17 protein-coding genes are annotated in these 25,876 nt (G+C 34.7%); 7 read left to right on the forward strand and 10 right to left on the reverse strand.

Annotation, left to right across the window (positions count from 1 at the left end):
* Positions 1-43: 43 nt before the first annotated feature.
* From E0F98_RS00090 to lgt, 5 genes are all read left to right on the forward strand, one after another.
* A complete protein-coding gene (locus E0F98_RS00090; protein ID WP_132108028.1) occupies positions 44-1,237 on the forward strand; it encodes a pyridoxal phosphate-dependent aminotransferase in 1,194 nt (397 codons plus the stop codon).
* 259 nt (positions 1,238-1,496) lie between these two features.
* A complete protein-coding gene (gene folE, locus E0F98_RS00095) occupies positions 1,497-2,168 on the forward strand; it encodes a GTP cyclohydrolase I FolE (RefSeq protein WP_132108029.1) in 672 nt (223 codons plus the stop codon).
* Positions 2,169-2,318: 150 nt separating this feature from the next.
* On the forward strand, positions 2,319-3,797 hold the full coding sequence (gene cysS / locus E0F98_RS00100; protein ID WP_132109311.1) for a cysteine--tRNA ligase: 1,479 nt from the start codon (positions 2,319-2,321) through the stop codon (positions 3,795-3,797).
* A 38-nt stretch (positions 3,798-3,835) separates the two neighbouring features.
* Positions 3,836-4,078, forward strand: a complete 243-nt coding sequence (gene yidD, locus E0F98_RS00105) for a membrane protein insertion efficiency factor YidD (protein WP_132108030.1) — start codon at positions 3,836-3,838, stop codon at positions 4,076-4,078.
* A gap of 120 nt (positions 4,079-4,198) precedes the next feature.
* Positions 4,199-5,125 carry a prolipoprotein diacylglyceryl transferase gene (gene lgt, locus E0F98_RS00110; RefSeq protein WP_132108031.1) on the forward strand — a complete coding sequence of 309 codons (927 nt, stop codon included), beginning with the start codon at positions 4,199-4,201 and terminating at the stop codon, positions 5,123-5,125.
* A 53-nt stretch (positions 5,126-5,178) separates the two neighbouring features.
* Here the strand turns inward: lgt and E0F98_RS00115 are convergent, their stop codons facing one another.
* The 4 genes from E0F98_RS00115 to gyrB all read right to left on the reverse strand — a co-directional run bounded on the left by E0F98_RS00115 (position 5,179) and on the right by gyrB (position 13,161).
* A complete protein-coding gene (locus E0F98_RS00115) occupies positions 5,179-6,777 on the reverse strand; it encodes a T9SS type B sorting domain-containing protein (protein ID WP_132108032.1) in 1,599 nt (532 codons plus the stop codon).
* Positions 6,778-7,038: 261 nt separating this feature from the next.
* Positions 7,039-10,014, reverse strand: coding sequence for a protein translocase subunit SecDF (secDF, locus tag E0F98_RS00120; RefSeq protein ID WP_132108033.1), 2,976 nt, complete (start codon positions 10,012-10,014; stop codon positions 7,039-7,041).
* A gap of 220 nt (positions 10,015-10,234) precedes the next feature.
* Positions 10,235-11,170, reverse strand: a complete 936-nt coding sequence (locus E0F98_RS00125; protein ID WP_132108034.1) for a malate dehydrogenase — start codon at positions 11,168-11,170, stop codon at positions 10,235-10,237.
* 47 nt (positions 11,171-11,217) lie between these two features.
* Positions 11,218-13,161 (reverse strand): DNA topoisomerase (ATP-hydrolyzing) subunit B, encoded by a 1,944-nt coding sequence (gene gyrB / locus E0F98_RS00130; RefSeq protein WP_132108035.1) that lies wholly within the window; start codon positions 13,159-13,161, stop codon positions 11,218-11,220.
* Positions 13,162-13,422: 261 nt separating this feature from the next.
* On the opposite strand from gyrB, the gene E0F98_RS00135 reads away from it, so the two are divergent.
* The gene (locus E0F98_RS00135) at positions 13,423-13,881 is read left to right on the forward strand and encodes an RNA methyltransferase (RefSeq protein WP_132108036.1); all 459 of its coding nucleotides are present in this window, start codon (positions 13,423-13,425) and stop codon (positions 13,879-13,881) included.
* Positions 13,882-13,956: 75 nt separating this feature from the next.
* On the opposite strand, the gene asnB (E0F98_RS00140) is transcribed toward E0F98_RS00135, so the two are convergent.
* The 4 genes from asnB (E0F98_RS00140) to E0F98_RS00155 form a co-directional block, all read right to left on the reverse strand.
* Complete coding sequence (asnB, locus tag E0F98_RS00140; RefSeq protein WP_132108037.1) at positions 13,957-15,573, reverse strand: asparagine synthase B; 1,617 nt, start codon at positions 15,571-15,573, stop codon at positions 13,957-13,959.
* 187 nt (positions 15,574-15,760) lie between these two features.
* The gene (locus tag E0F98_RS00145; RefSeq protein WP_132108038.1) at positions 15,761-17,386 is read right to left on the reverse strand and encodes an amidohydrolase; all 1,626 of its coding nucleotides are present in this window, start codon (positions 17,384-17,386) and stop codon (positions 15,761-15,763) included.
* A gap of 238 nt (positions 17,387-17,624) precedes the next feature.
* Positions 17,625-19,301 (reverse strand): asparagine synthase B, encoded by a 1,677-nt coding sequence (gene asnB, locus E0F98_RS00150; protein ID WP_132108039.1) that lies wholly within the window; start codon positions 19,299-19,301, stop codon positions 17,625-17,627.
* Between the two features lie 239 nt (positions 19,302-19,540).
* Positions 19,541-19,990 carry a hypothetical protein gene (locus E0F98_RS00155; RefSeq protein ID WP_132108040.1) on the reverse strand — a complete coding sequence of 150 codons (450 nt, stop codon included), beginning with the start codon at positions 19,988-19,990 and terminating at the stop codon, positions 19,541-19,543.
* A gap of 225 nt (positions 19,991-20,215) precedes the next feature.
* Here E0F98_RS00155 and E0F98_RS00160 point away from each other — a divergent pair, with 225 nt between their 5' ends.
* A complete protein-coding gene (locus E0F98_RS00160; protein ID WP_132108041.1) occupies positions 20,216-20,761 on the forward strand; it encodes a DUF2911 domain-containing protein in 546 nt (181 codons plus the stop codon).
* Positions 20,762-20,879: 118 nt separating this feature from the next.
* Here the strand turns inward: E0F98_RS00160 and E0F98_RS00165 are convergent, their stop codons facing one another.
* Positions 20,880-22,634: a TonB-dependent receptor gene (locus tag E0F98_RS00165; RefSeq protein ID WP_132108043.1), complete on the reverse strand. Its 1,755-nt coding sequence runs from the start codon at positions 22,632-22,634 to the stop codon at positions 20,880-20,882.
* Positions 22,635-22,733: 99 nt separating this feature from the next.
* Positions 22,734-25,748, reverse strand: a complete 3,015-nt coding sequence (locus tag E0F98_RS00170; RefSeq protein ID WP_132108045.1) for a tetratricopeptide repeat protein — start codon at positions 25,746-25,748, stop codon at positions 22,734-22,736.
* Positions 25,749-25,876: the final 128 nt, after the last annotated feature.

A 25,876-nucleotide genomic window follows, 5' to 3' on the forward strand; every position in this document is an offset into this window, starting at 1 on the left:
TTCAAAAAAAAATTCGCAAATTTGCATTTTAACAATTACAACTATGCCAAAAATATCAAACAAGGGTACGCAAATGCCCGAATCTCCTATTCGTAAATTAGTTCCTTTTTCTGAAATTGCTAAGAAAAAAGGACATAAAGTATATCACTTAAATATCGGGCAACCGGATATCAAGACACCTGAGGTCGCTATGGAGGCCATAAAGAATTTTGATATTAAAGTTTTAGAATACAGTCATTCAGCTGGTTTCGAAAGCTATAGAACTAAGTTATCTAAATTCTATCAAAATCAAGGATTACCAATCAATTTTGAAGATATAATCATTACAACTGGTGGATCTGAGGCTTTACTTTTTGCAATGGGAAGCACTATGGATCCAGGAGATGAAATCATCATTCCAGAACCATTTTATGCTAATTACAACGGTTTCTCGACTGCATCTGGAGTGAATGTTGTTCCAGTTATTTCATCAATTGATACTGGTTTTGCATTACCTGCAATCGCTGATTTTGAAAAACTAATTACGCCAAAAACAAAAGCAATCCTTATTTGCAATCCAGGAAACCCAACAGGTTATTTGTATTCAAAAGAGGAAATGATGCAACTAGCAGAACTAGTTAAAAAACACGATTTGTTCTTAATCGCTGACGAGGTTTACAGAGAGTTTACTTATGATGGTGACATTCATTATTCTGTAATGAACATTCCTGGACTAGAAGAAAACGCAATCATGATTGATTCTGTTTCTAAAAGATACAGTATGTGTGGTGCAAGAATAGGCTGCATTGTTTCTAAAAACAAGGAATTAATGGGTGCAGCAATGAAATTTGCACAAGCAAGATTGAGTCCGCCTACATTTGCTCAAGTAGCGAGTGAAGCCGCTCTTGACACTCCTCAAAGTTATTTTGACGAAGTAATTTCAGAATACAGAGAACGCAGAGACACGCTTATCACAGAATTACATAAAATTGAAGGTGCAAAAGTAGCGACTCCAAAAGGAGCTTTCTACTGTATTGTTGAACTTCCCGTAGCAAATGCAGATGATTTTGCAAGATGGCTTTTAGAAAGTTATGCTCTTAATGGAGAAACTGTAATGGTAGCACCAGCGGCAGGGTTTTATTCCACTCCCGGAGTAGGTTTAAACCAAGTACGCATTGCTTATGTCTTAAAGAAAGAAGATTTAATAAAAGCGGTACAAATTCTTAAAGAAGCAATTAAAGTTTATAATTCTAAGTAATAGCATAAGAACTTTTATGAGAATTAAGATGTAAACTTATTCGAATATCGATTTAATACTCATAACTAAGACAATACCTTGCAACGGCGATAACAATTAAAGTTATTGCCGTTTGTTTTTATAGTACTTTTCGAAAGAAAATGAACTTGATAACGTACGCAAAGAGCCTATTAATTATTAAAACCTTTAGAAATTCTTTAGTATTTATTAATTATCTTTACACCCTAAATATATAAACCCACTATAACAGTAGCTTTTAATGAAACATAATGAAGAAATTCATGACGAAATAGGAGAAAATCATATTGGTTCATGTGCAACAAATCCACTACGAAAAGACGCTTTTGATATTACTGATGACGAGAAAATAGAAAGCATAAAAAAAGATGTTGAAAGTATCCTTATCACACTTGGGATGGATTTGACAGATGATAGTTTAAAAGGCACGCCTAACCGTGTCGCTAAAATGTTTGTAAAAGAAATTTTTGGAGGATTGAATCCTGCAAGAAAACCAAAAGCATCTACATTTGACAATAATTATAAATACGGCGAAATGTTAGTTGAAAAAAACATTATCGTCTACTCTACTTGCGAACACCATTTATTGCCCATTATAGGACGAGCACATGTTGCTTATATCTCTAATGGAAGAGTAATTGGTCTTTCAAAAATGAATAGAATTGTTGAATATTATTCGAAAAGACCGCAAGTACAAGAACGCTTAACGATGCAAATCGTTCAGGAATTACAAAATGCTTTGGGTACTGAAGACGTTGCCTGTGTTATTGATGCAAAACATTTATGTGTAAATTCAAGAGGAATCAGTGATATCGAAAGTAGCACTGTTACTTCTGAATTTGGTGGAAAATTTAAAGAAACTCAAGCTCGAAGAGAGTTTTTGGATTACATTAAATTAGACACAAAGTTCTAAGTAATTTATTCGTTATTTATCCACAAATCCATAGCCCTGATTGCTGTAAAAATCCTTTTATCTCGTCTCAAGAACGAGATAAAAAGATTGAAGCGGAAAGCAGGAACCTGCCTGCTGGAAGGCTGGACAGCTTTAAAAAAAAAAACAAACATGCCTTTATATACTACACAGAAGTTAAAAATATACAATTCTCTTTCAGGAGAGAAAGAAACATTTATTCCTATTAATGAAGGCAGCATAGGAATGTATGTTTGCGGCCCAACGGTTTATAGCAATGTGCACCTTGGAAATGTGAGAACTTTTATGTCTTTTGACATTATCTTTAGGTACTTGCTGCATTTAGGTTTTAAAGTGCGCTATGTACGTAATATTACTGATGTAGGCCATATTGTCGATGATGCAGAAGATGGTGAGGACAAAATTGCTAAAAAAGCACGTTTAGAGCAGTTAGAACCAATGGAAGTTGTACAGCGTTATACCGTTGACTTTCACGAAATTTTGAAAGCTTTTAACTTCTTACCTCCAAGTATCGAACCTACAGCAACTGGACATCTGATTGAACAAATCGAAATTATCAAAACAATTATTGACAAAGGAATTGGCTATGAAGCCAATGGCTCTGTCTATTTTGACGTTGTAAAATTTAATGAGACGAATCATTACGGTAGATTAAGCGGTAGAAATATTGAAGACATGCTTGCCAACACCCGCGATCTTGACGGACAAACAGACAAACGAAATCCACAGGATTTTGCGCTTTGGAAGAAAGCAGAGCCACAGCATATTATGCGTTGGCCTTCTCCATGGAGCGAAGGTTTTCCTGGCTGGCACTTAGAATGTACCGCTATGAGTACAAAATACCTAGGGAATCATTTTGATATTCACGGTGGCGGAATGGATTTAAAATTCCCACACCACGAATGTGAAATCGCACAAAATGAAGCTTGTACTGGTCAAACTCCGGTTAATTACTGGATGCACGCTAACATGCTGACTTTGAACGGTAAAAAAATGGCTAAATCTACGGGTAATAATATTTTACCAAGAGAAATTTTAACTGGTGAAAATTCCATCTTAAGCAAAGCCTTTCCTGCATCGGTAGCGCGATTTTTTATGTTACAAGCGCACTACAGAAGCATTCTTGATTTTTCTGATGATGCAATTGTTGCCGCCGAAAAAGGATACAAAAGATTAATGGAATCATTAGTTACCCTGAAACAAATAAGTGCTTCTGCAACTAGCTCACTAGATATTACAACTTGGAAAAAATTGTGCTATGACGCCATGAATGATGATTTTAATTCACCCATTTTAATCGCACAATTATTTGAAGGAGTTCGCTTTATCAATCTATTAAAAGAAGGTAAAGAAAGTTTAAATGCGGTTGACTTAGAAAATTTTTCTACTACAATGAATGCATTTGTATTCGATGTATTGGGATTGGAAGATGAGAAAACAGCAGATAGCGGTAACGAAAAACTGGAAGCAGTTGTAAATATGCTAATAGGAATGAGAAATCAAGCCAGAGCCGATAAAAATTTCAAGCTATCTGACCAGATAAGAGATCAGTTGATCGCTTATGGCATTCAATTGAAAGATGGTAAAGAAGGAACGACTTTTAGTGTTTAGTAATCAACTTAGAAACTTGATTGACAATTAATTAAAATATGTTTTCAAAAATCCTCATATTTCCTTTTATCGTATTGGTTCGCTTGTATCAATTGGCTATATCACCGCTTATGCCTGCCACCTGCCGATTTCAACCCACTTGTTCTGCTTATATGATAGAAGCATTAAAAACTCACGGTTTATTTTATGGGGGATTCTTGGGGCTTAAACGGATTTTAAGTTGTCATCCATGGGGGAAAACGGGTTATGATCCTGTCCCTAAAAAGAAATCCGACCACTGAAAGCAGAAAATAGTACTATTATAATTTCTGAGCTGATACGATCTCATAAAATATGGTATAAATTCAATATCCTATTGAATCTCAAAACAAAAAATGTATTTTTACATCAAATAAAAAATAATGACACACGCTTTAAACATAGTTTGGAACCCATCAGAAGGTATTGATTTAGGTTTTTTCATAATTCGTTACTACAGTCTAATGTTTGTAATTGCTTTTGGACTAGGATGGTACATCATGAAAAACATCTTTGAGCGCGAAGGTGAATCTATAGAGAAACTAGATTCTTTATTCATTTGGACCGTTCTTGCAACCTTACTAGGAGCGCGATTAGGTCACGTTATTTTTTATGATTGGGAATACTTCCGCAATCATTTATTGGAGATATTTTTACCATTTCGATTCTCTCCAACATTTGAATTTACGGGTTTCCAAGGATTAGCAAGTCACGGAGCTGCGATATCTATAATAGCAGCTATGTATTACTTTAGCAAGAAAATATTAAAAAGACCTTTGTTATGGATTTTAGACCGAATCGTTATTGCTGTAGCGAGTGGAGCTATTTTTGTAAGACTAGGTAATTTTTTTAATTCAGAGATTATAGGTAAAGAGACCAACTCTCCTTTTGGAATAAAATTTCTACATGATCATTTTAGCCCTAGAGAAGCAGTTAATGCAACTCAAATACCAAATCCTAAAGCAGCGTATCACGCGATCGCGTCTGATCCTAAGTTTGCCAATTTACTCGAACAAGTTCCCGTAAAACACCCTACTCAGTTGTATGAAGCATTTTGTTATATTTTCGTTTTTGCCGTCTTGTTTTTCTTGTATTGGAAAACAGAAATAAGACAAAAATCAGGATTCCTATTTGGCCTTTTCCTAGTACTTTTATTTACTGTACGTATCATTGTCGAATTTGTGAAAGAAAGTCAAGGCGGATTTGAAAGTGCATTAGGTTTACTTTCAACAGGACAATGGCTTAGCATCCCTTTTATTCTTATTGGGCTTTATTTTATTTTCACAGCTGAAAAGCCAGTTAAGATTTAAAACACAATTTACACATATATCAAAAAAAGCTTCCAAAACGGAAGCTTTTTTTATTATCTCTTTAGAGAGAAATGCGATTTATACTTTTTAAAAATACCATCTTCCAAGTATTCAACAACAAACCAATAATCGTTCCCTGGCATTTCACGCCCATTATAGGTTCCATCCCAACCAGTACCACCTGGCCTAATTTCTTTTAATAATTTACCGTAACGGTCAAATATGTGAATTTTAGAAGCCAAATCGTCTTGCAGTTCAAATATATTCCATCTATCATTATAGTCATCACCATTAGGAGTGAAGAATTTAGGATAGTCGATAACTAATACATTATCATTTCTTAATACACTACAACCATTTACGTCTTTTACTGTAATCGAGTGCGTTCCTAAAGAAACGTTTTCAAACGCAGTACTTTCTTGAAACGGTCCATCATCCAATTGATATAAATAATTGACTCCCACTGGATCTGTGACAGTAACTATTTGATTTTTGGTAAATGCATCTGTTACAGTCCAATCCAAATTCACAATTACATTTGATGGATTTACAGTGACAACAATGGTTTTAGCAGTTGGTGCACAAGCTTGACCAGCAGCTGGAGTAAAAATATAAGAAGCGCTATCCATGTTATCAATTGTTAATGGAAGCCAATCTCCTGTAATTCTATTTGGCGACATACTACTTAAAAGAGGAGGGGAATCTCCTGAACAGATTGAAAAATCACTAAAATCAGGTTCTACGGGCCCTACGGTCATAGTCAACGTTTTAGTTAATGCGCACGGAAACATTATTCGGTTTGGAGTAAAAATATAATCAAACGTACCCGCTGTGTCCGTTTTTACTATTTCTGGTGACCAAGTTCCAGTTATTGCGGGACTATCATCTGAATTAAGCGGCAAGTTTGTTGTGGATTCATTAAGACAATAGGATGTTGGAATTGATGCAAAATTGGGTGTTACTGTTGAAGTCCCACAAGGCACACTACAAGTAATTGTTTGCGAAGGAACGCAAGGATGCGAAGCGGAAGTCAATGTTAATTCCACTGATTGTCCAGGCAACAAATTAGAAACTATAAAATGCGATTCGTTTTTTGGATTAAAACTAGTCACCGATGCTCCACCTTGAACAGAATACGTACAAAAATAAGTTTGTGAAATAAATGCATTGTTGTTTGTCCAATCAAATAAAACTGAATTACTAATAGTAGCTGGAGGAGTATAATCTAGAGAATAGATTGGAATCTGTGAACGGTCACATCTATAATTTAAAATTGTTGCTCCACTATTAGCTTCTACTTTAACAATAATTGGAGTGCGAGTACTTTCCACACCCGCAATAGTTTGACTCACATAATAAGTTGTAGTTGAGCCAATTATAGTAGTAATAGGTATTGGAGCTGTACTTATTGGAAATTCTGTTGGTAAATTTGTAAGATACCAATTCAAAGTTCCTCCTGCTGAAGGAATTGCCACTAGTGGTTTTGAACAATTTTGCCAATAAATAACTGGCGAATAAACAGCAGGTGGTGCAGGTGCTAATGTCACAGCAAGTTGATCAAAAGTATCCGCTCTAATAGCACCAAACAAAGAAATATTCGATAAACATACCAGTACTAAAAGATAATAAAAGGAACTTCGTTGTTTTTCCATAATACTTTAACGTTTAAATTATAAATAATATAGTCTATTACATCAATATCAAGTAAATATATAAAAAATGCCACTTTAATAAAACTAAATCCACAATTATTGTCTTCTTTAAAAACGACTAATAATAAAGAGCAATGGGTACCTCGTGATTCCATTGACGCTATTAAAGTTAGTAAATTAAAAAATAATTATACTTTACTTTTTAAACAAAAAAAAGACCCAACTTTCGTTGGATCTTTTTAAAATTCTGTATGAAATAATCTATTCGATTTCTTGATGTTGTTTCTCAATTAACTTTTTATCTTCTCCAGAAATTGTATCTACCAATATTGGAGTCGCAATAAATAATGAAGAGTAAGTTCCAATGACAATACCTATAAGCATTGCAAAGATAAATCCTCTAATAGATTCTCCACCAAAAACAAACATAATAGCTAATACCGCGATCATAGTCAACGAGGTATTAATTGTTCTTGACATCGTTGTATTAATAGACTGATTTACGATTTCATAAAATGAACCTTTAGTTTTTCCAGTTAAGTATTCACGAACTCTATCAAATACAATAACAGTATCATTGATAGAGTAACCAATAACCGTTAGAATCGCAGCTATAAAATGCTGATCTATCTCCATACCAAAAGGCATAAATTTATAGCATAAAGAATAGATTCCAAGAACAAAAATAACATCATGAGCTACAGCAGCAATCGCACCTAAACTATATTGCCATTTTCTATAACTAATCATTAAGTATAAAAATACAATAGCCATTGCACCAAGTACAGCCCAGTATGCATTTGTCTTGATATCTTCCGCTACGGTAGGACCAACTTTAGAAGCTTGTACGATTCCGAATTTTTTACCATCGTAAGCATTCACAAATTGATTATAGGTCATATCTGCAGAATAATATTGCTTTAAATTATCAAACAACAATTTATTTACTTCTTCATCAGCTTTGATTCCTGGCTCATTAACTTTGTATTTTGTTGTTACTTTTAACTGATTATCACTACCAAAAACTTTTACTTCGGCACTACCGTCGAATACTTCTGCCAAACCTACTTTTACTGTTTCAGTATCAACTGGTTTTTCAAAACGTATTTGAAATGTTCTTCCTCCTACAAAATCTACACCTTCATCAAGACCATTAACTGCTAATGAAGTAACACTTCCAATAATTATAATCGTAGAGAATATATAAGTCCATTTTTTCATTCCTAAGAAATCAAAATTGAAGTTAGTAAAGAAGTTCTTAGAAAAATTAGTAACAAATGTCAAATTATTCTTTTTGTTAATATTCCAATCAATAAAGATTCGAGCAATAAAAATAGAAGTAAATAATGAAGTTATAATACCAATCAATAATGTTGTAGCAAAACCTTTAATTGGTCCTGAACCAAAAATAAACAAAACAGCTCCAGTTAAAATGTGCGTAACATTCGCATCAGTAATAGATGACATTGCACCTCTCCAGCTGTAGGACGCTTTAACCGCTTCCCCGAGTGTTTTACCAGCTCTTAATTCTTCTTTTGCTCTTTCATAGATGATGATATTCGCATCTACAGCAGTACCCATTGTTAAAACGATACCAGCGATACCAGGCAAAGTCAATACAGCTCCAAGACTCGCTAGAATTCCGAATAAGAACAGTAAGTTAACTGCCAATGCAACATTAGCATACCAACCAGCTCGACCGTAATAAATCATCATCCAAAGAGATACAATAAACAATCCTAAAATTGCTGAGTCTGTTCCATTATCAATAGCTTCTTGTCCTAGGGATGGCCCTACAACTTCTGACTGAACAATATCAGCAGAGGCAGGAAGTTTACCAGCTCTTAAAACATTAGCTAAATCTTTAGTTTCTGTAACGTCAAATGATCCAGAGATTTCAGATCTTCCGCCTGAAATAGGTCCGCTAGATACACCTGGCGCCGAGTAAACAATATTATCAAGAACGATAGCAATACTGCTTTTTTGAGTATATGCTCTACCTGTTAATTCTTCCCATAATTTTGCCCCTTGACCATTCATTTGCATAGAAACAGAAGGCTTTCCTAATTGATCGAATGAGTCACTAGCGTCAGTTACAACTCCACCGCTCATCGCAGCTACATTATCTCTATTTCCTTTTAAAGCATATAATTCTACTGCTTCAATATCCTTATCTTTTGCATCTCTAATTGTTGTCAGTTTCCCCCAAACAAATTTAGCATAACGCTGATCTGCTGACAATAAATTTTTAATATCTTGTCTTTTGAAGTATCCATTAATTGTTGCAGTATCTTTTGGTGAAAAAAGACCTAAAACTGGTCCACCACCTTGAGCAATAATTTTATCAAATAAAGGGTTGTTCCCTTTTACAGCAGTAGCCGTATCTTTCGCGTCTGTTAATAAAGCACTCAAAGAATCTTTCACGACTGGTTTTGTCTCTACAATCGCAACTTCAGTTTTTTTCAATGACTCATTTGCAGCCATTAAAAAATTACCCATTTCTTCAATTTTGTACGTTTCCCAGAACTCTAATTGAGCCGTACTTTGTAATAATTTTTTAATTCTATCTACATCTTTAGCACCAGGAAGTTCAACAAGAATTCTCCCAGATTCTCCTAATTTTTGAATATTAGGTTGAGTAACACCAAATTTGTCAATTCTTTTTCTAAGTACTCCAAAAGCACTTTCTACAGATTCGTCAACTTTGCGTTTGATTACTTTTTCAACCTGAGCATCCGTCATTTGATAGTCTACTCCACCTTCTCCTTGTAAACTTCTGTTTGCAAAAATATCTGGCGAAGCTAATTTTACAGTTCCTTTAGAATTTGCTTCAAAAGCATCAAAAAACTTGTCTAAATAAGAAACATTTCCCTGCGTATTAGCTGTCGCATCGGCTAGAGATTTGTTAAATACAGGGTTTTTCGAATTATTAGATAATCCTTTCAAAATATCTTTTACAGAGATTTGAAGTATCACGTTGATACCTCCCTCTAAATCAAGACCTTTATTGATTTGCTTATCACTTACTTCATTAAAGGTGAAATCTGTAAATCCAAGATTAAACACTTTTTCCCTACCTATGGAATCCAAGTATTTTGATTCTTTTGCTGAATCACCTGCAGCAAATGCCTTGGCATCACTTTTTATATTGTTTGCGACAAAAGTGAAAGAAAGTTGGTAAATACTTACCAATGCAAATAGAATTGCGAAAAATTTAATAAGTCCTTTATTCTGCATTATTACTAAAAATTAATTATTTTATATTTATTTATTTTCAACCCTTATAAAACACCCTTAGCCCACGGTTTCATTCCTAAAAACGAAAACCAAGAATTATATTATTTTTTTTTAACCGAGCAAATATATAATTATGGTTAAGATTAACCAATTTATTTATCGATTAATCTCAAAAAAAAGACTGCATAAGTGCAGTCTTCTTTATTATATAACACATTTATTAAGCTAAAATTGATTTCAACGCGTCGTTCATTGCTCTAACAGCAACTGCACTTTTAGAAAACTTCTCTTTTTCTATATCGTTCAGCTCAATTTCAATGATTTCTTCAATACCATTCTTACCTATTATACATGGCACTCCAATACAAATATCATTTTGCTCATATTCTCCTTCAACGAATACTGAACAAGCAATCATTTTCTTTTGATCATTCAAAATACTATCAACTAAATAAGCAACTGACGCTCCTGGCGCATACCAAGCTGACGTTCCTAAAAGTCCAGTAAGCGTTGCTCCTCCAACCATGGTATCTGCAGCTACTTTTTCTAAAGCCTCTTCTGAAAGAAATTGAGATACTGGAATTCCATTATAAGAAGCTAAACGCGTCAAAGGAATCATTGTAGTATCCCCGTGTCCTCCAATAACCATCGCCGAAATGTCATTAGCAGGTTTACCCAAAGCCATTGACAAGTAGGTTCTAAAACGAGAGCTATCAAGAGCTCCGCCCATTCCTATGATTCTGTTTTTTGGTAATCCAGTGGATTTTAATGCTAAATACGTCATAGTATCCATTGGGTTTGAAACTATTACTATGATCGCATTCGGAGAATAAACTAATACATTTTCAACAACCATTTTCACGATTCCTGCATTGATTCCTATCAATTCTTCACGAGTCATTCCAGGTTTCCTTGGAATTCCAGAAGTAATAACAACCACACTACTATCAGCAGTTTTTGAGTAATCATTTGTAACACCTGAAACTCTCGTATTAAATCCCGTATTAGTGGCACATTGCATAATATCTAATGCTTTCCCCTCAGCAAATCCTTCTTTAATATCTAACAATACTACTTCGCTTGCAATTCCTCTATAAGAAATGACATCTGCGCAAGTTGCTCCTACATTTCCTGCTCCTACAATTGTAACTTTCATATTTTATATGTGTATTTCTGGTTAGTTAGTTGATTTATTAGACTTAATTATGCATCAATATTTGCATAAACAGCATTCTTTTCGATAAACTCTCTTCTTGGTGGCACTTCATCCCCCATTAACATAGAGAAAACTCTATCTGCCTCAGCTAAACTTTCGATAGTTATCTGACGCAAGGTTCTAAAACTTGGATCCATCGTAGTTTCCCACAATTGCTCCGCATTCATCTCTCCAAGACCTTTATAACGTTGAATAGCTGCACTACCACCCATTCTTTCATTAGCTTGATCACGCTGAACATCATTCCAAGCATATTCTTTTTTGTTCCCTTTTTTAACTAAATACAAAGGTGGTGCCGCAATATACACGTGACCTTCTTCGATTAATTCTTTCATAAATCTAAAGAAAAATGTCAAAATTAAAGTAGAAATGTGACTACCATCGACATCGGCATCACACATAATAATTACTTTATGGTAACGTAATTTTGAAATATTCAATGCTTTACTATCCTCTTCGGTACCAACGGTAACTCCAAGCGCAGTAAATATATTTCTAATCTCTTCGTTTTCAAAAACTTTATGATGCATTGCTTTTTCAACATTCAAGATCTTACCACGTAAAGGCAAAATTGCTTGAAAAGCTCTGTCTCTACCTTGCTTAGCCGTTCCACCAGCCGAATCTCCCTCGACAAGGTATACTTCGCATTTTGCAGGATCTTGCTCTGAACAATCAGAAAGTTTCCCTGGCAATCCACCGCCACCCATTACGGTTTTACGCTGAACCATCTCGCGTGCTTTCTTAGCCGCGTGACGTGCCTGAGCTGCAAGAATTACTTTTTGCACAATAATACGAGCATCATTTGGATTTTCTTCCAAATAGTTTTCGATCATCTCTGAAACTGCTTGAGAGACCGGAGAAACTACTTCTCTGTTTCCAAGTTTAGTTTTAGTTTGTCCCTCAAATTGTGGCTCTTGAACTTTTACAGATATAATCGCCGTAAGACCTTCACGGAAGTCATCTCCGGAAATATCAAATTTCAATTTGTCTAACATTCCAGAAGCATCTGCATATTTCTTTAGAGATCGAGTAAGACCCGTTCTAAAACCTTGCAAGTGCGTCCCTCCTTCGTGCGTGTTGATATTGTTTACATAAGAAAAAATATTCTCAGTATAACTGGTGTTGTAAATCAAGGCTACCTCAACTGGAATCTCTCCTTTTTCATGATCCATAGAAATTACGTGTGCGATAATAGGCTCACGATTTCCATCTAAATATCTAATATATTCCTTTAATCCCTCATCAGAATGAAAGATTTCAGAAACGAAATTTCCATCCTTATCAAGCTCTCTTTTATCCGTAAAGGTAATTGTAATTCCTTTATTTAAGAATGACAATTCACGCATACGAGCAGACAAAGTATCGTAAGAATACTCTATAGATTGTGTAAATATGCTTGGATCTGGATAAAAAGTTACAATTGTACCTCTTTTAGTTGTTTCTCCAATTTGTTTTACTGGATATAACGCTTTTCCTTTTTCATATTCTTGTTGATACACTTTCCCATCACTACTATGAACAGTTGCTGTAAGATGATTTGACAATGCGTTCACCACAGAAACCCCCACACCGTGAAGTCCACCCGAAACTTTATAAGAATCTTTATCAAATTTTCCTCCAGCTCCAATTTTAGTCATTACAACCTGTAAAGCTGAAACTCCTTCTTTTTTATGAATCCCTACCGGAATACCACGACCATTATCTTCTACAGTAATTGAACCATCTTCATTTATATCAACGCTAATGGTGTCACAGTGACCTCCCATTGCCTCATCGATAGAGTTATCTACCACCTCATAAACTAAATGATGAAGTCCTCGAACCCCCACATCTCCAATATACATCGATGGACGCATTCTTACATGCTCCATTCCTTCTAATGCCTGAATACTATCCGCTGAATAATTGTCCTTCTTGATTTCTTCGCTCATATGATTTATTCTAAAAATGTAATTTCGTCTAACACGCAAATATATAAAAACGCAAACTATATTGCCCTTAAAATAGCCTTTTAAGATGTTAAGTTATTAACAATAAACATCAATTTCCGTGGCATTTTCACATTCAATTAGCAAAAAACTGCAATAATTGACTTTTCAAAATTTGTTATTGAAATATCTCAAACAACATCAAACTCTTTTTAAACAAATTTAAAACTTGGCAATACTACTAACAGTTTGTATTTTTGCAGCATGAATGATAATTTTATAACAGAGTATTTTGGCATCGGTATACAAAACGGTAAAACGCCAGAAAATTTAGGTGTTTTATGGCGAACCGCACAAAACCTAGGAGCAAGCTATATTTTCACGATTGGAAATCGATATGCTAAACAATCGTCAGACACCCATAATGCGGTAAAATCAATTCCGTATTTCCATTACGATACTTTTGATGATTTCTTCAAAAATCTACCCAAAGGCGCCCGCTTGGTTGGTGTTGAATTAGACGAGAACGCTGCAGATTTAGAGACTTTCGAACATCCTAGACGTTGTGTTTATTTACTAGGTGCTGAAGATAATGGGCTATCCAAAAAAGCAATCGAAAAATGCCATCACTTAGTAAAATTCAAATCTGAAAAAAGTCTGAATGTATCTGTTGCTGGGAGTATTGTTCTTTACGACAGGGGCCTGAATAAGCCTAGGTCTTAAATTTAATTGCAATGGCAATATAAATGTTCAATTACAAATTGACCAATAACAAGAGTAGCAATTCAAATTATTACTTTAAATCACAACACTACTTTTTACTATCTCCATATCCGCTAGTACGTGAGCTTCATTTGCCCTACCACTTGGATCTTGGTTTTCCTGCCATTTCGGAATCCATTTTCTAACCGTTTGTGCCGCACTAATTTGCGGGTAATGTTTATGAAAAATGGATCGGTAAAAATAAGCCTCTTTTGTAAGTGGTGAATTGTATGGAAATTCAGCCACAGCTCCAGATAACTGTTCGTCTGCAACTTGCGAAGCACAATACGTGATCAATTGATCGATCCAGCTGTATCCTACTCCATCAGAGAATTGTTCTTTTTGTCTCCACAAAACCTCTTGCGGTAAATAAGGATCTTCTGGCGTATCGAATGCTTTTCTTAATATGTATTTTTCCTTACCATCGTAAGTTTTAGGCTGCTTTTCTTCTGCATTAATACGCATCGCTATTTCTAGAAACTCTTTGTCTAAAAACGGCACTCTAGCTTCTAGTCCATGCGCCATAGTCGATTTATCAGCCCTTAATAAATCGGCAGTAAATAATTTTTGAACTCTTTCTATTGCTTCTTTTTGAAATTCATCAGCAGACGGTGCGTTTCTAAAGTATAAATAGCCACCAAAAATTTCATCAGCTCCTTCTCCAGACAATACCACTTTAACGCCTGCATCACTTATTGCTTTCGATAAAAAATACATTGGCGTACTGGCTCTTATCGATGTCACATCATAGGTTTCTAAATGCCATATTAATTTATCCAATATTGCGATACCTTCTTCAGCCGTAAAGTGAATCTCATGGTGTTCAGTCCCTAAATAATCAGCCACTTTTCTTGCTGCCAAAGCATCTGGAGCATTTTCATCTAAACCAATAGAAAAAGAGTGTAGTTTTTTTCCTTGCTCCGCCAATAATCGTGAAGCAATCGCCGATGTTAACGAAGAATCTAAACCGCCTGACAATAATACACCAATAGGCACATCACTCATTAAACGCTTGCGAGTAGCCTCAGTCAATGTCGTTCGAATTAATTCGAGATCTAACTTTTGATCAGCCTTTTCATAATCCTCATAAGCTGGTCTGTAATACTTTACAAAACCTGTTTTTGGGGTATAATAATGTCCTGGAGGAAATGTAGAAAATGTTTTACACTGGTCAGCAAGAGATTTCATTTCTGAAGCGAAATAGATTCGGCCTCTTTGATCTAAACCGTAATACAAGGGCTTTACTCCCAGTGGATCCCGAGCAGCGATAAAATCATCTCCGTTTACTACAACGAAAGCAAAATCACCGTCAATCTTATCACAAAAATCATATCCAAATTCTTCATACAAATGCACGATTACCTCCGAATCTGATTTTGTTCGAAAAGTATGCTCTTTTAATACGCTTTCTCTTAACTCTTGATGATTGTAGATTTCACCATTATGAACCATATAGGCAGTCGAACTTCCCTGAATGGGTTGCCTTCCTGAATGCAAATCGATGATAGATAAACGTTCATGACTTAAAACATGGCCATTTTCCATCACATGCAAATCACTTTCATCTGGGCCACGATGTGACATTCTTTTTGAAAGTTCTTTTACTGATTCCGCATCTTTTCCTTTTCCTATAATGGCTAATATTCCGCACATAATCCTATTGTTTTCTTTATTTTGGCAACCCAAAGATGCGCAAATGGTTACAAAAACAAAACACAAATGCGGAATTTAATTATATTTACCAATCAAAAACAGTGAAATACATTAAAAATGAAATTAAAAGAGATGAAATCAGAAGTTTTACATTATAAAATGTAAATCGTCCTCTTAAACAGTACTATTACTTGACTTTTTCACCTTTCAAGTAGGTGTTCAAAGGCTTCATTTTCAATATTTCACTCTCTTGGATTTTCATAATATCTTTATCATATATTACGAAATCAGCCCATTTACCTACTTCTAGACTTCCTTTTTCTTTTTCTTCGAAATTAGAAAAAGCAGCCCAAATTGTCATCCCTTTTAAAGCTTCCTCTCTAGTCAATGCATTTTCCATCTGGAATCCATCTCTAGGATATCCTTTAGCATCCTTTCTGGCAACTGCTGCGTGAAAAGTCAACATAGGATTAACCTCTTCAACGGGAAAGTCAGTACCTAAAGCGATAACGCCTGCTTTTTGTAATAACTTTTTATAGGCATAAGCATTCTTAATCCTATTCTTTCCTAATCTATCTTCCGCCCAATACATATCTGAAGTCGCGTGCGTAGGTTGAACCGAAGGAATAATACCTAATTTAAAATAATCAAAATCGGCCTCTTGTATTACTTGTGCATGCTCAATTTTCCAACGTCTGTCCGTTTTCCCCTCTAAAGCTGCCTTGTAAACTTTTAATATCACTGTATTTGCAGAATCTCCTATTGCATGTGTATTCAATTGAAAAGAAGATGCAGCAAGTCTATCTGCAATCATTTTCATATCAGGAATAGGAGTTACTAAAGCACCAAGTTGTTTCGGACTGTCAGAATAAGGCTTGTGCAAACAAGCACCGCGAGATCCTAAAGCACCATCTCCATACATCTTAAAAGAACGAACATTCAGATTATCACTTTTATAAATACCCTTTTCTAAATACAGATCGATATTTTTTTGGCTGACAGAAACCATTGCGTAAACATTTAGCTTCATTGCCTTTGCCTTTTGTAAGCTATCAATTAAATCAATAACCTGAGGATCTAAACCCGCATCGTTAACTGTAGTTAAACCGTATTCGAACATTACTTTTTCAGCTTCTAAAAGCGCTGCTATTTGACTTTTCACCGTCGGTTTCGGAATTATATTAAATACTAATTCCATCGGGTTATCAATTAAAACCCCTGTTAATTCTCCATTAACGATTTCTATTTGTCCGCCAGTTACTTTTGTATCCTTAGTAATATTTGCCATTGACAATACTTTACTATTAACAACTAAGGCATGACCATCAATCCTTTCCAGTACCACAGGAGTATTAGGAAAATACTTATCTAAAATTGCTTTAGAAGGAAATTCTTTAACTGCCCAGTCATTTTGATCCCAACCTCTTCCAACAATAAACTTATGATTCTTCTCTTTCTGAAAAGCCTGAATACGACTTATCACTTCCTGCATACTTTTAGTACCTCTCAAATCTACTTGCTGTAAATTCATTCCGTATCCATAAAAATGGCAGTGAGCATCAATCAAACCAGGATAGATAAATTTCCCTTTCGCATTTACAATATTGCTAGATTTAAACTTTCTTGTAATCTCTTCGTCAGTACCTACTGCAACCACTTCCCCTTCACTTACTGCCATTGCAGTCGCGGTATCAAAAGAATTATTTACTGTGTAAATTGTAGCCTCCGTTATTATTAGGTCTACAGTCGTTTTGTCCTTTTTTAAACAAGAAACTAGAGAAAAAAGAACTAAAATTAAAAGATAGGGTTTCATATAAAGAGGTTTAGTTTGGCTAATATAAAAAATGAAGAGCAAATAAAAAAAAACAACGCCCCATTATTTGCGGTCGCTTGAATAGTCAAGATTACATTTTTCGAATAAAACTAAACTATTTCATATCGTCCAACTAAGAAAAAAAGCAATTGAAAACATACATTAAACAAAAAAAACGCCCTCATAAATGAGAGCGTTTCTTAACTAATTAAAAATAATATATAAAATAATCTTGAATTTATGCTTTTGCATAAGCATCAGAATGAACATTTGCAACTGCTCTTCCAGATGGATCGTTCATGTTTTTGAAAGCTTCATCCCATTCTAAAGCAATTTTTGTACTACATGCTACACTTGCTTCCTGAGGCACACATAAAGCCGCCGCATCACTTGGAAAATGCTCATGAAAAATCGAACGGTAGTAATACTCTTCTTTAGATGTAGGTGTCTGTAATGGGAAACGGAATTTAGCATTTGCTAATTGATCGTCTGTCACCTCAACAGCGACAACTTCTTTCAATTTATCAATCCAACCGTATCCTACTCCATCACTAAATTGTTCTTTTTGTCTCCAAGCTACACTTGCAGGCAACATATCTTCAAAAGCTTTACGCACAACCCATTTTTCCATTGGGTGTTCTTTGTTGATCATCTTGTCTTGCGGGTTGATGCGCATTGCCACATCCATAAATTCTTTATCTAGGAATGGCACACGTCCTTCAATTCCCCAAGCCGCTAAACTTTTGTTGGCTCTTAAACAGTCGTACATATGTAATTTTCCTAATTTTCGAACATTCTCTTCGTGAAATTCTCTAGCGTTCGGCGCTTTATGGAAGTATAAATACCCTCCAAAAAGTTCATCAGCACCTTCACCAGACAATACCATTTTTATTCCCATAGATTTGATCACTCTCGCCATCAACCACATTGGAGTCGAAGCTCTAATCGTAGTTACATCATATGTCTCTAAGTTGTAGATTACGTCTTTTACCGCATCTAAACCCTCTTGAATTGTAAACTTGATTTCGTGGTGAATAGTTCCAATATGATCTGCTACAATTTGAGCAGCAGCTAAATCTGGCGAACCTTCTAATCCTACTGAAAAAGAGTGTAATTGTGGGTACCAAGCATCTGCAACATCGCCAGACTCAATACGTTTTTGCGCATATTTTTTGGCTATAGCCGAAGTAACCGAAGAATCTAATCCTCCTGAAAGCAATACTCCGTAAGGAACGTCACTCATCAATTGTCTATGAACAGCTGCTTCTAACGCTTCTTTAATAGCTGGAATACTTGTTTCATTGTCTTTTACAGCATCATAATCAGTCCATTCTCTTTTGTACCATTGTACAAACTCACCATCTTTACTCGTCATATAGTGTCCTGGAGGAAACAATTCGATTTTTGTGCAGTATCCTTCTAGCGCTTTTAATTCTGAAGCTACATAAAAGGTACCGTGTTGATCCCAACCTATATATAAAGGAATAATCCCCATATGGTCACGAGCTACAAAATACTCGTCCTTATCAACATCGTAGATCGCAAATCCGAAGATTCCGTTCATTTCATCAATAAAGTGGGGTCCTTTTTCTTTGTAAAGTGCAAGGATCACTTCGCAGTCACTTTCTGTTTTAAAGTTATATTTCCCTTCAAATTGTTTACGCAATTCTCTGTGGTTGTAAATCTCACCATTTGCAGCCAAAATCAATTTACCGTCTTCACTAAGTAAAGGTTGTTTACCTGAGGCTGGATCAACAATTGCTAAACGCTCATGAGACATAATCGCTTTTTCATTGCTATAGATACCGCTCCAGTCTGGCCCACGGTGACGAATAATTTTAGACATTTCTAATACTTGCGGTCTTAAAACTTCTGCTTTCTGTTTTAGATCAAAGGCACATACGATTCCACACATAACTATATATTTTTAACTATTTTGTTTATTTTGATAAGGCAAAGATGCAATTACAGTTACAAATACAAAACACAAATAACTAAATTAGTTATAAATAATAACCAAAAAATAAAATTCACTTAAAATATGTAACTAAAAAGTACTAGAAATAGTTTCGAAGTTGAAAACAGTAATTTATCGCCTCTTAAAACAACTATAAAGAGATCTTAAGCAACTAAACACAATTCAAAAACCATATTCTAAGCAATCTCTTCAATCAAATATTTAGTTCCATTTATTTCAAATGTAAAGCCCACTGTATTTCCCATTAGTTTATTTCCCAATGGCGATTGTGGAGATAAGGCAATAACATTTACTCCTTCTATATTAATTTTTGGCAATGCTAAACTGAGATATAAGTAGATTCCATTAGCCTTAACTAAACTACCTACTATTATAGTTGCGGCAACTTTTGAAGGATCAATTTTATCCAAGACCGCTTTTTGTGTAACTACTTCACGTAGTTTATTATTCAGCTTTTCCTGTTCGATATGCATCATCGATAACGCTGTTTCGTGTTTATCACCAGCGGAACCTTTGGCATCGTTCTTAGAATCTTCGGTAAGTGCCACAATCATATCTCTAAACACATCAATTCTATCTTGAACCAGTTGAACGTAATACTGGTATATCTTTTGTTTGAAAGTCATAATTTTTATTTTAAAATAGGAAAAATCCAAATGATTTCGGCAGCTGTCAAGTGATGACCACTATTTCCATTTCGATAATAGCTACCAAAGTTATGTTATTATTCTAGAGTCCAACAACTTTTTTCTGAATCCTTTTCCCGATTCGCATTGACTTTTAACAGGAATTTTTAACTTTACAATTAAACAATAACTATTTTTAACAATTAAACCTTTATAACTCGAATTATGAAAAAATCGACCTTGATTACTACTGTTACTTTTGCCTTTATGACGTTGCTATCAGCAAATGCGAATGCGCAAAAATTCCCTAACGTTGATAAAAGTCCAATGGATATGGCTTCCTATCCCACCGACTATAAAAATGCCAACAAACTTGTAAAAATAACTTACAGTAGACCTCAACTAAACGGACGTGCGTTAAGTGAATTAGCTCCTTCAGGAAAAGTTTGGAGAACCGGCGCTAACGAAGCACCTGAAATCACATTTTATACCGATATGAATTTAGGGAAAACTAAAATTAAAGCTGGGACCTATAGTTTAGTTACTATTCCAGGTGATAATGAATTAACGGTAATCCTAAGCAAAGATCTAAACGTTTGGGGAGCTTATTTCTATAAAGTAGAAAATGATGTTGCAAGATTAACTGTTCCTCTAACAGAAGCTGACGAATCTCTTGAATCATTTTCTATGGTTTTTACCGAAACAGCTAATGGCGCTAACCTTAATATGGGATGGGACAAAATGAGAGCTGCAATACCTTTCACTAAATAATAAGTCGTTTAGTAATAAAAAAATGAGGCCATCTTTTACGGATAGCCTCATTTTTTTTTGGTTTATTCTTTATAAGACAGATTCAATCTCAATATAATAATTCGCTCTCTAGCTACTCTTAAAAATCAAATTTATAGTTGGCTCCTACCACAATTTGAAAGCTCTGAACTGGGTAATTTAACCATTGTTGGTAGCCATTATTTGTTATATTGTTTGCTCTCACAAATCCTGTCAGTTGACTGTTGTATTTATAGCCTAGATGCGCATTTACATCAAAATAACTATCTAAAGTAATTGGATTTGAACTTGCTGCAAAAGCAGTATTCATTTGCATATCTTTACGTTCTCCTACATAAAAAACAGCTGCTCCAGCAAACCATTTTGGAGTAATATTAAAATCAATAGTAGAATTTACTTTAACCGTTGGTAAATTCCAAGCTTCTCTTTCAAAATCATTAGAGAAACTACTAAAAGATCCACTGATTCCAAAAGTCACATCATCAGAAAAATTAGCTTTTAAATCTCCTGAGAAACTCAATGTTGTCATGTCATCATAAACGACTTGAAAGGAGTTCCCATATGCATAATCTTCGTTTGCAGTGCTTTCATTATAATCATTACTTCTAAACAAGGCTTTATTTCTTTCGTTTATATAAGAACCACGAATATTATAGCTCACATTGTTCACTATCTTTCCTTTTAAACCCGCAAAAACATCATATTGCGTGTCTGAAGGTGTAATATTTAAGGTAGGTGATACATATAGATTTTCATTGGCAAAATCCATATAAGAGTTTTGCTCTAATTTCCCTTCGGCACCAGCATAAAAAATCATTAAGTCTCCAACAACCTTATAAGAAGCATTAAACTGTGGATATAAATAAATTTGATTATTGCTGTTTTCATTGTCTAAACTATAGAATATGGAAGCACCAATGTTTAAAGTCCAATCTTCCTTTTGCATTACAAAACTAGGCGATATTCCAAAGTTTGTATAGCCATATTTTATAGGTTGTGCATTAGTTTTTAAATAATTATTTTCGAAACTTCCGCCTACATAATCAACCGTTATATCCGTTTTAATTGACTCGTCCATCACATCAAATTTCAAAGAAGGCTTGATATAAAATCTATTTTCAGCAGAACCTAAAGCATCTGTAAAACGATTGAATTTCATAGTAGCTTCATTAAAGATACTTTCGTTAAAATCAATCTTTCCACCAAAGGAAAGGGTATTAAAAGTATGTTGAGGATTAATTCCAAATACCAAATTAGACCTGTCAGACGGAGTTAGCGTATTTCCAAAATTCATTGGTAATCCATACCAGTTATAGATTTGGTTTTTATAACCTAAGTCCACATTCCAGGACATGTCACCATAATTAGATCCATACGTCAAATCAATTGACGAATCATAAAATCGATCGTCTAGCTCTACACTGCTTATTCCGCCTTGAGAGGAAAGGTGACGAAACATTCCACCTACGTAGTCATTATCATTTAGTTCTTGGTTGACAAACAATTCAGCATTTAAAGTTCTGTAATTCCCAAAACCAAGCGTAGCATAATTGTTATACAAATGTTCTTGTTTTGCCTTGTCCACAACTTCTGCTTTCCCTTTGGAAGGTGCAAAAGTAGAAGCTACAGGAAAAGAAAAAATGGAATATTTAATTGTTTCTTTTTTAGCGTTTCCATCATCGTCAAGAACCGGACTTTCCTGAACCTTGAAAGCATCTGATATTGCCGCCGTATAAGGCTTCACCACATTTACTACCTCAGAACCTATATTTTCTTCTTTCTTTTGGGCAAACGAAACTTGAAACACCAGAAGTAAAAAAGCAATTATTATTTTATTTTGGAAATTGAATTTCATATTTTTTTATTTTTTTAAAGGAAAATCAAGCGCTAAAAAACGAACACAGTTGTTAACTACAATCCTTGTTTGTACGTTGTCCTTACTCTACTTAGTTTATTAATTGCTAATCGATGAATTTGTTTTAGACTCTTCTGTTTTGATGGCAGCTAATTCTTTTTTCGCTTCAGTTAGCACATCTGGATAATCAGTGAAGTTTTCAATTACATTGTCTAAAATATAAGTCGCTTGAAAACTATCTTTCAATCCGTAGAAATTCTTAGCCATTAAAACTAAACCTTTGGCACCAAAATACCTGTAACCTGAATAATCTTTTGCTAATTTTTGAACCGCTGTATTTGAAGCTTCAAACTTTCTGTCTTTATTTTTAAAATAAGCATCATAATACAAAGCTTCTGCCGCTAATTCTCCTTTTGCAATCGTAAGCAATTTAGCATATCCTGATCTCGCTTTCGATTCATCTCCGGTTTGCATAGCCGAACGAGCAATAATAATCTGCGCATCACTTTTTACATTATCATCTGTTTTTGCATTACTCAAAACTTTATCAGCGTATATAACCGAGTTCGAGTAGTCTTTTTGATCATAATAACATTTCATCAAATTTGATTGTGCAAACACTTTATTTTGCGGAAATTCAGCTTCATTCTCTAATCGAAGTAACACTGGAATCGCTTTTCCATTGTCATTGTTTTTTAATAAAACTTGAGACAAACGCGCTAAGGATTGTTCCGTAAATTCACTTCGCGGCTGCGCTACTACGTACTCATAATTAGGAATTGATTTAGTTTGCAATCCTTCTGCGAAGTAGGCTTGAGCCAAATAAAAGTTAGCCTGTAAAGAGTGCATTCCCCTAGGAAAACTTTCAACGTAAGCCAGAAATCCAGATATAGCCTCTTTATTATTGTTTTGCTCAAATTGCTTGCGCGCTGATTCAAAAGTATCATTATCTAAATCGGCATCAGTAACCGTAACAAAATCTAAAGTTCGTACCCAAGTAGCATATTCATCCACTCGTCCACCATCTACATAAATCAACCTTGCAGTTGAAACCGCCTCAAGCGCCTCTGGAGTTTTAGGGAAATCAGCCGCTACTTTTTTAAATTTCGTTAAAGCATCTGCATTTCGATCTGAATTGTAGTAAATTAAACCTTGACGCAAAATTGATTTCGCCGTGAAAGATCCATTTTTAAATTCAGTAATTAAACGATCAAATGTTTTCAACGCTAAATCTTGTTTGCTACTAGCAACATAAGTATTTGCTAGTTCGTACAGGGCATCATCTCTGTAATTTGACTTTGGATACGTCTGTATAAAAGAATTTAACTCCTCGATTTTTCTGTCGTTTTTGGCAACAAAACCATAACAAATTGCTTTTTGAAAAAAGGCATAATCTGCATCAACACCTTTAAGCTCTATTACTTTATTGTATGCCTCCATTGCAGGCCAATATTTTGAAGTTGCAAATTGACAATCTCCTAATCTCAAATAAGAATCAGTCAATCGCACTTTATCGCTTTTTGATGCTTCTATATGGTTTTGAAAGTAAGTAGCCGCTTGATCGTATTCCTTCAGCTTAAAATGAGTGTAGGCAATGTTGTAATTAATATTTTTATATTCTGGTGTAGATGAAGCACGAGACGAACTTGCAAATTGTTTGAAACTCAATAGTGCATTTTTATAATCAGCCAAAACATATTCAGTTTCTGCTTTCCAGAAAGTAGTTCTTGCCGTGATATCAGCTTCTATTTGTCCGTCGAGCGATTTCTTAAACATTTTTAATGCTTCTTGATATTCTCTGTCAGCATATAATTCTAATCCTCTATAAAAAGTAACTTTTTGGTACGCTACTTTATTCTCAGGGCTTTTATTTTTTTCCAATAAAACCAATGCTTCCTTGTAATTTTTCGAAGAGATATAAGAGTCAATTAGCAATTTTTCTACTACAGAACGGTTGGCATTATTAGGATATTTTTTTATAAAACCAAGTAATACTGCAGGAACGCTTTGGTACGAATTCCCTATTTCATAACTTAATTTGGCGTAATTTAAACTAGCATCTTCTTGAATCGAAGTGTCAAATGACATTTCGGAAGCGTTTTTAAAAGCATTCAAAGCTTCTTGCTTTTTGTCTAATTTCAAGTAACTCTCTCCTAAATGATAATAGGCATTTTGCGCTACAAAATCTTTTCCGTTTATGATTTTATTGAATTGCGAAATCGCATTTTCAAAATCATTTTGCTTGTAATGAGCATAACCCAACTGGTAAAAATCAGTATTATTCCATCGGCCTTTTTTTCCTTTGTAAGCTGATAAATAAGGAATTGCTTGATCGTATTTTTTTAGATTAAAATAACTTTCCCCAATAATCTTATTAAGCTCTGATTTTTCAATCGCGGTCGATTTTGCCATGGCTTTTTCGCCTAAATCAATTGCTTTTTGAAAATTACCCAGTTTAAAATTCATGTCGGATTGGTAATACGAAAGCTTTTCTTTGTATTTTTCTTCGCCAGAAACCGCATCAAAATATTTATTAGCTTCTTTATAATCATCCCCCTCATAAGCCATAAATCCTAAATAATATTTGGCTTGCGATCCATACTCTGGAGAATCCACTACTTTATTCAAATATACGGTAGCCTCCTTTTTATTTTTGGCACTGAAAAAACTATATCCTTTTTGGAAATTAAACTTATCCCTATCGCTAGAGCTCAATTGGCTTTCATTTACCTTTTCAAACCATACTAATGCTTGAGAATAGTTTCCTTGACCAAAGTAATAATGAGCCACTTCTATAAATGCCTGATTGCTCTTAGCACTTGTTGGATAGTCTGAAACAAAACGCTCCATAAGCATATCAGCATTAGGCTGATCCATACGAATCGCGCAAGTTGCGTCATAATAAGAACAATCTGATTTTAGTTCCTCGTCATTGGTATCCGCTTTTACTTTCTCAAAAATAATTTGAGCAGAGGCAAACTGACCGTCGTTAAACAACGAAAGTGCTCTATTAAAATCTTTTAAATCGTGGGTATATATTGTTGATTTTTGTGCCGAAACAGTAAAAGTCACAACAAAAACCAGTAAAAAGAGAAACCAAGAATGTTTACGCATTTTATTTTATTTTTTAATATTCAAATGTATCATTTTCTATGGTCTATAACGATTGCCTTTTCGGTTTTATTATGAACAAATGTTTTAACAATACCATTTTAGGCACTTAGCTATCCGTAATCATCATT

The sequence above is a fragment of the Flavobacterium hiemivividum genome (assembly GCF_004349145.1).
Taxonomy (GTDB): domain Bacteria; phylum Bacteroidota; class Bacteroidia; order Flavobacteriales; family Flavobacteriaceae; genus Flavobacterium; species Flavobacterium hiemivividum.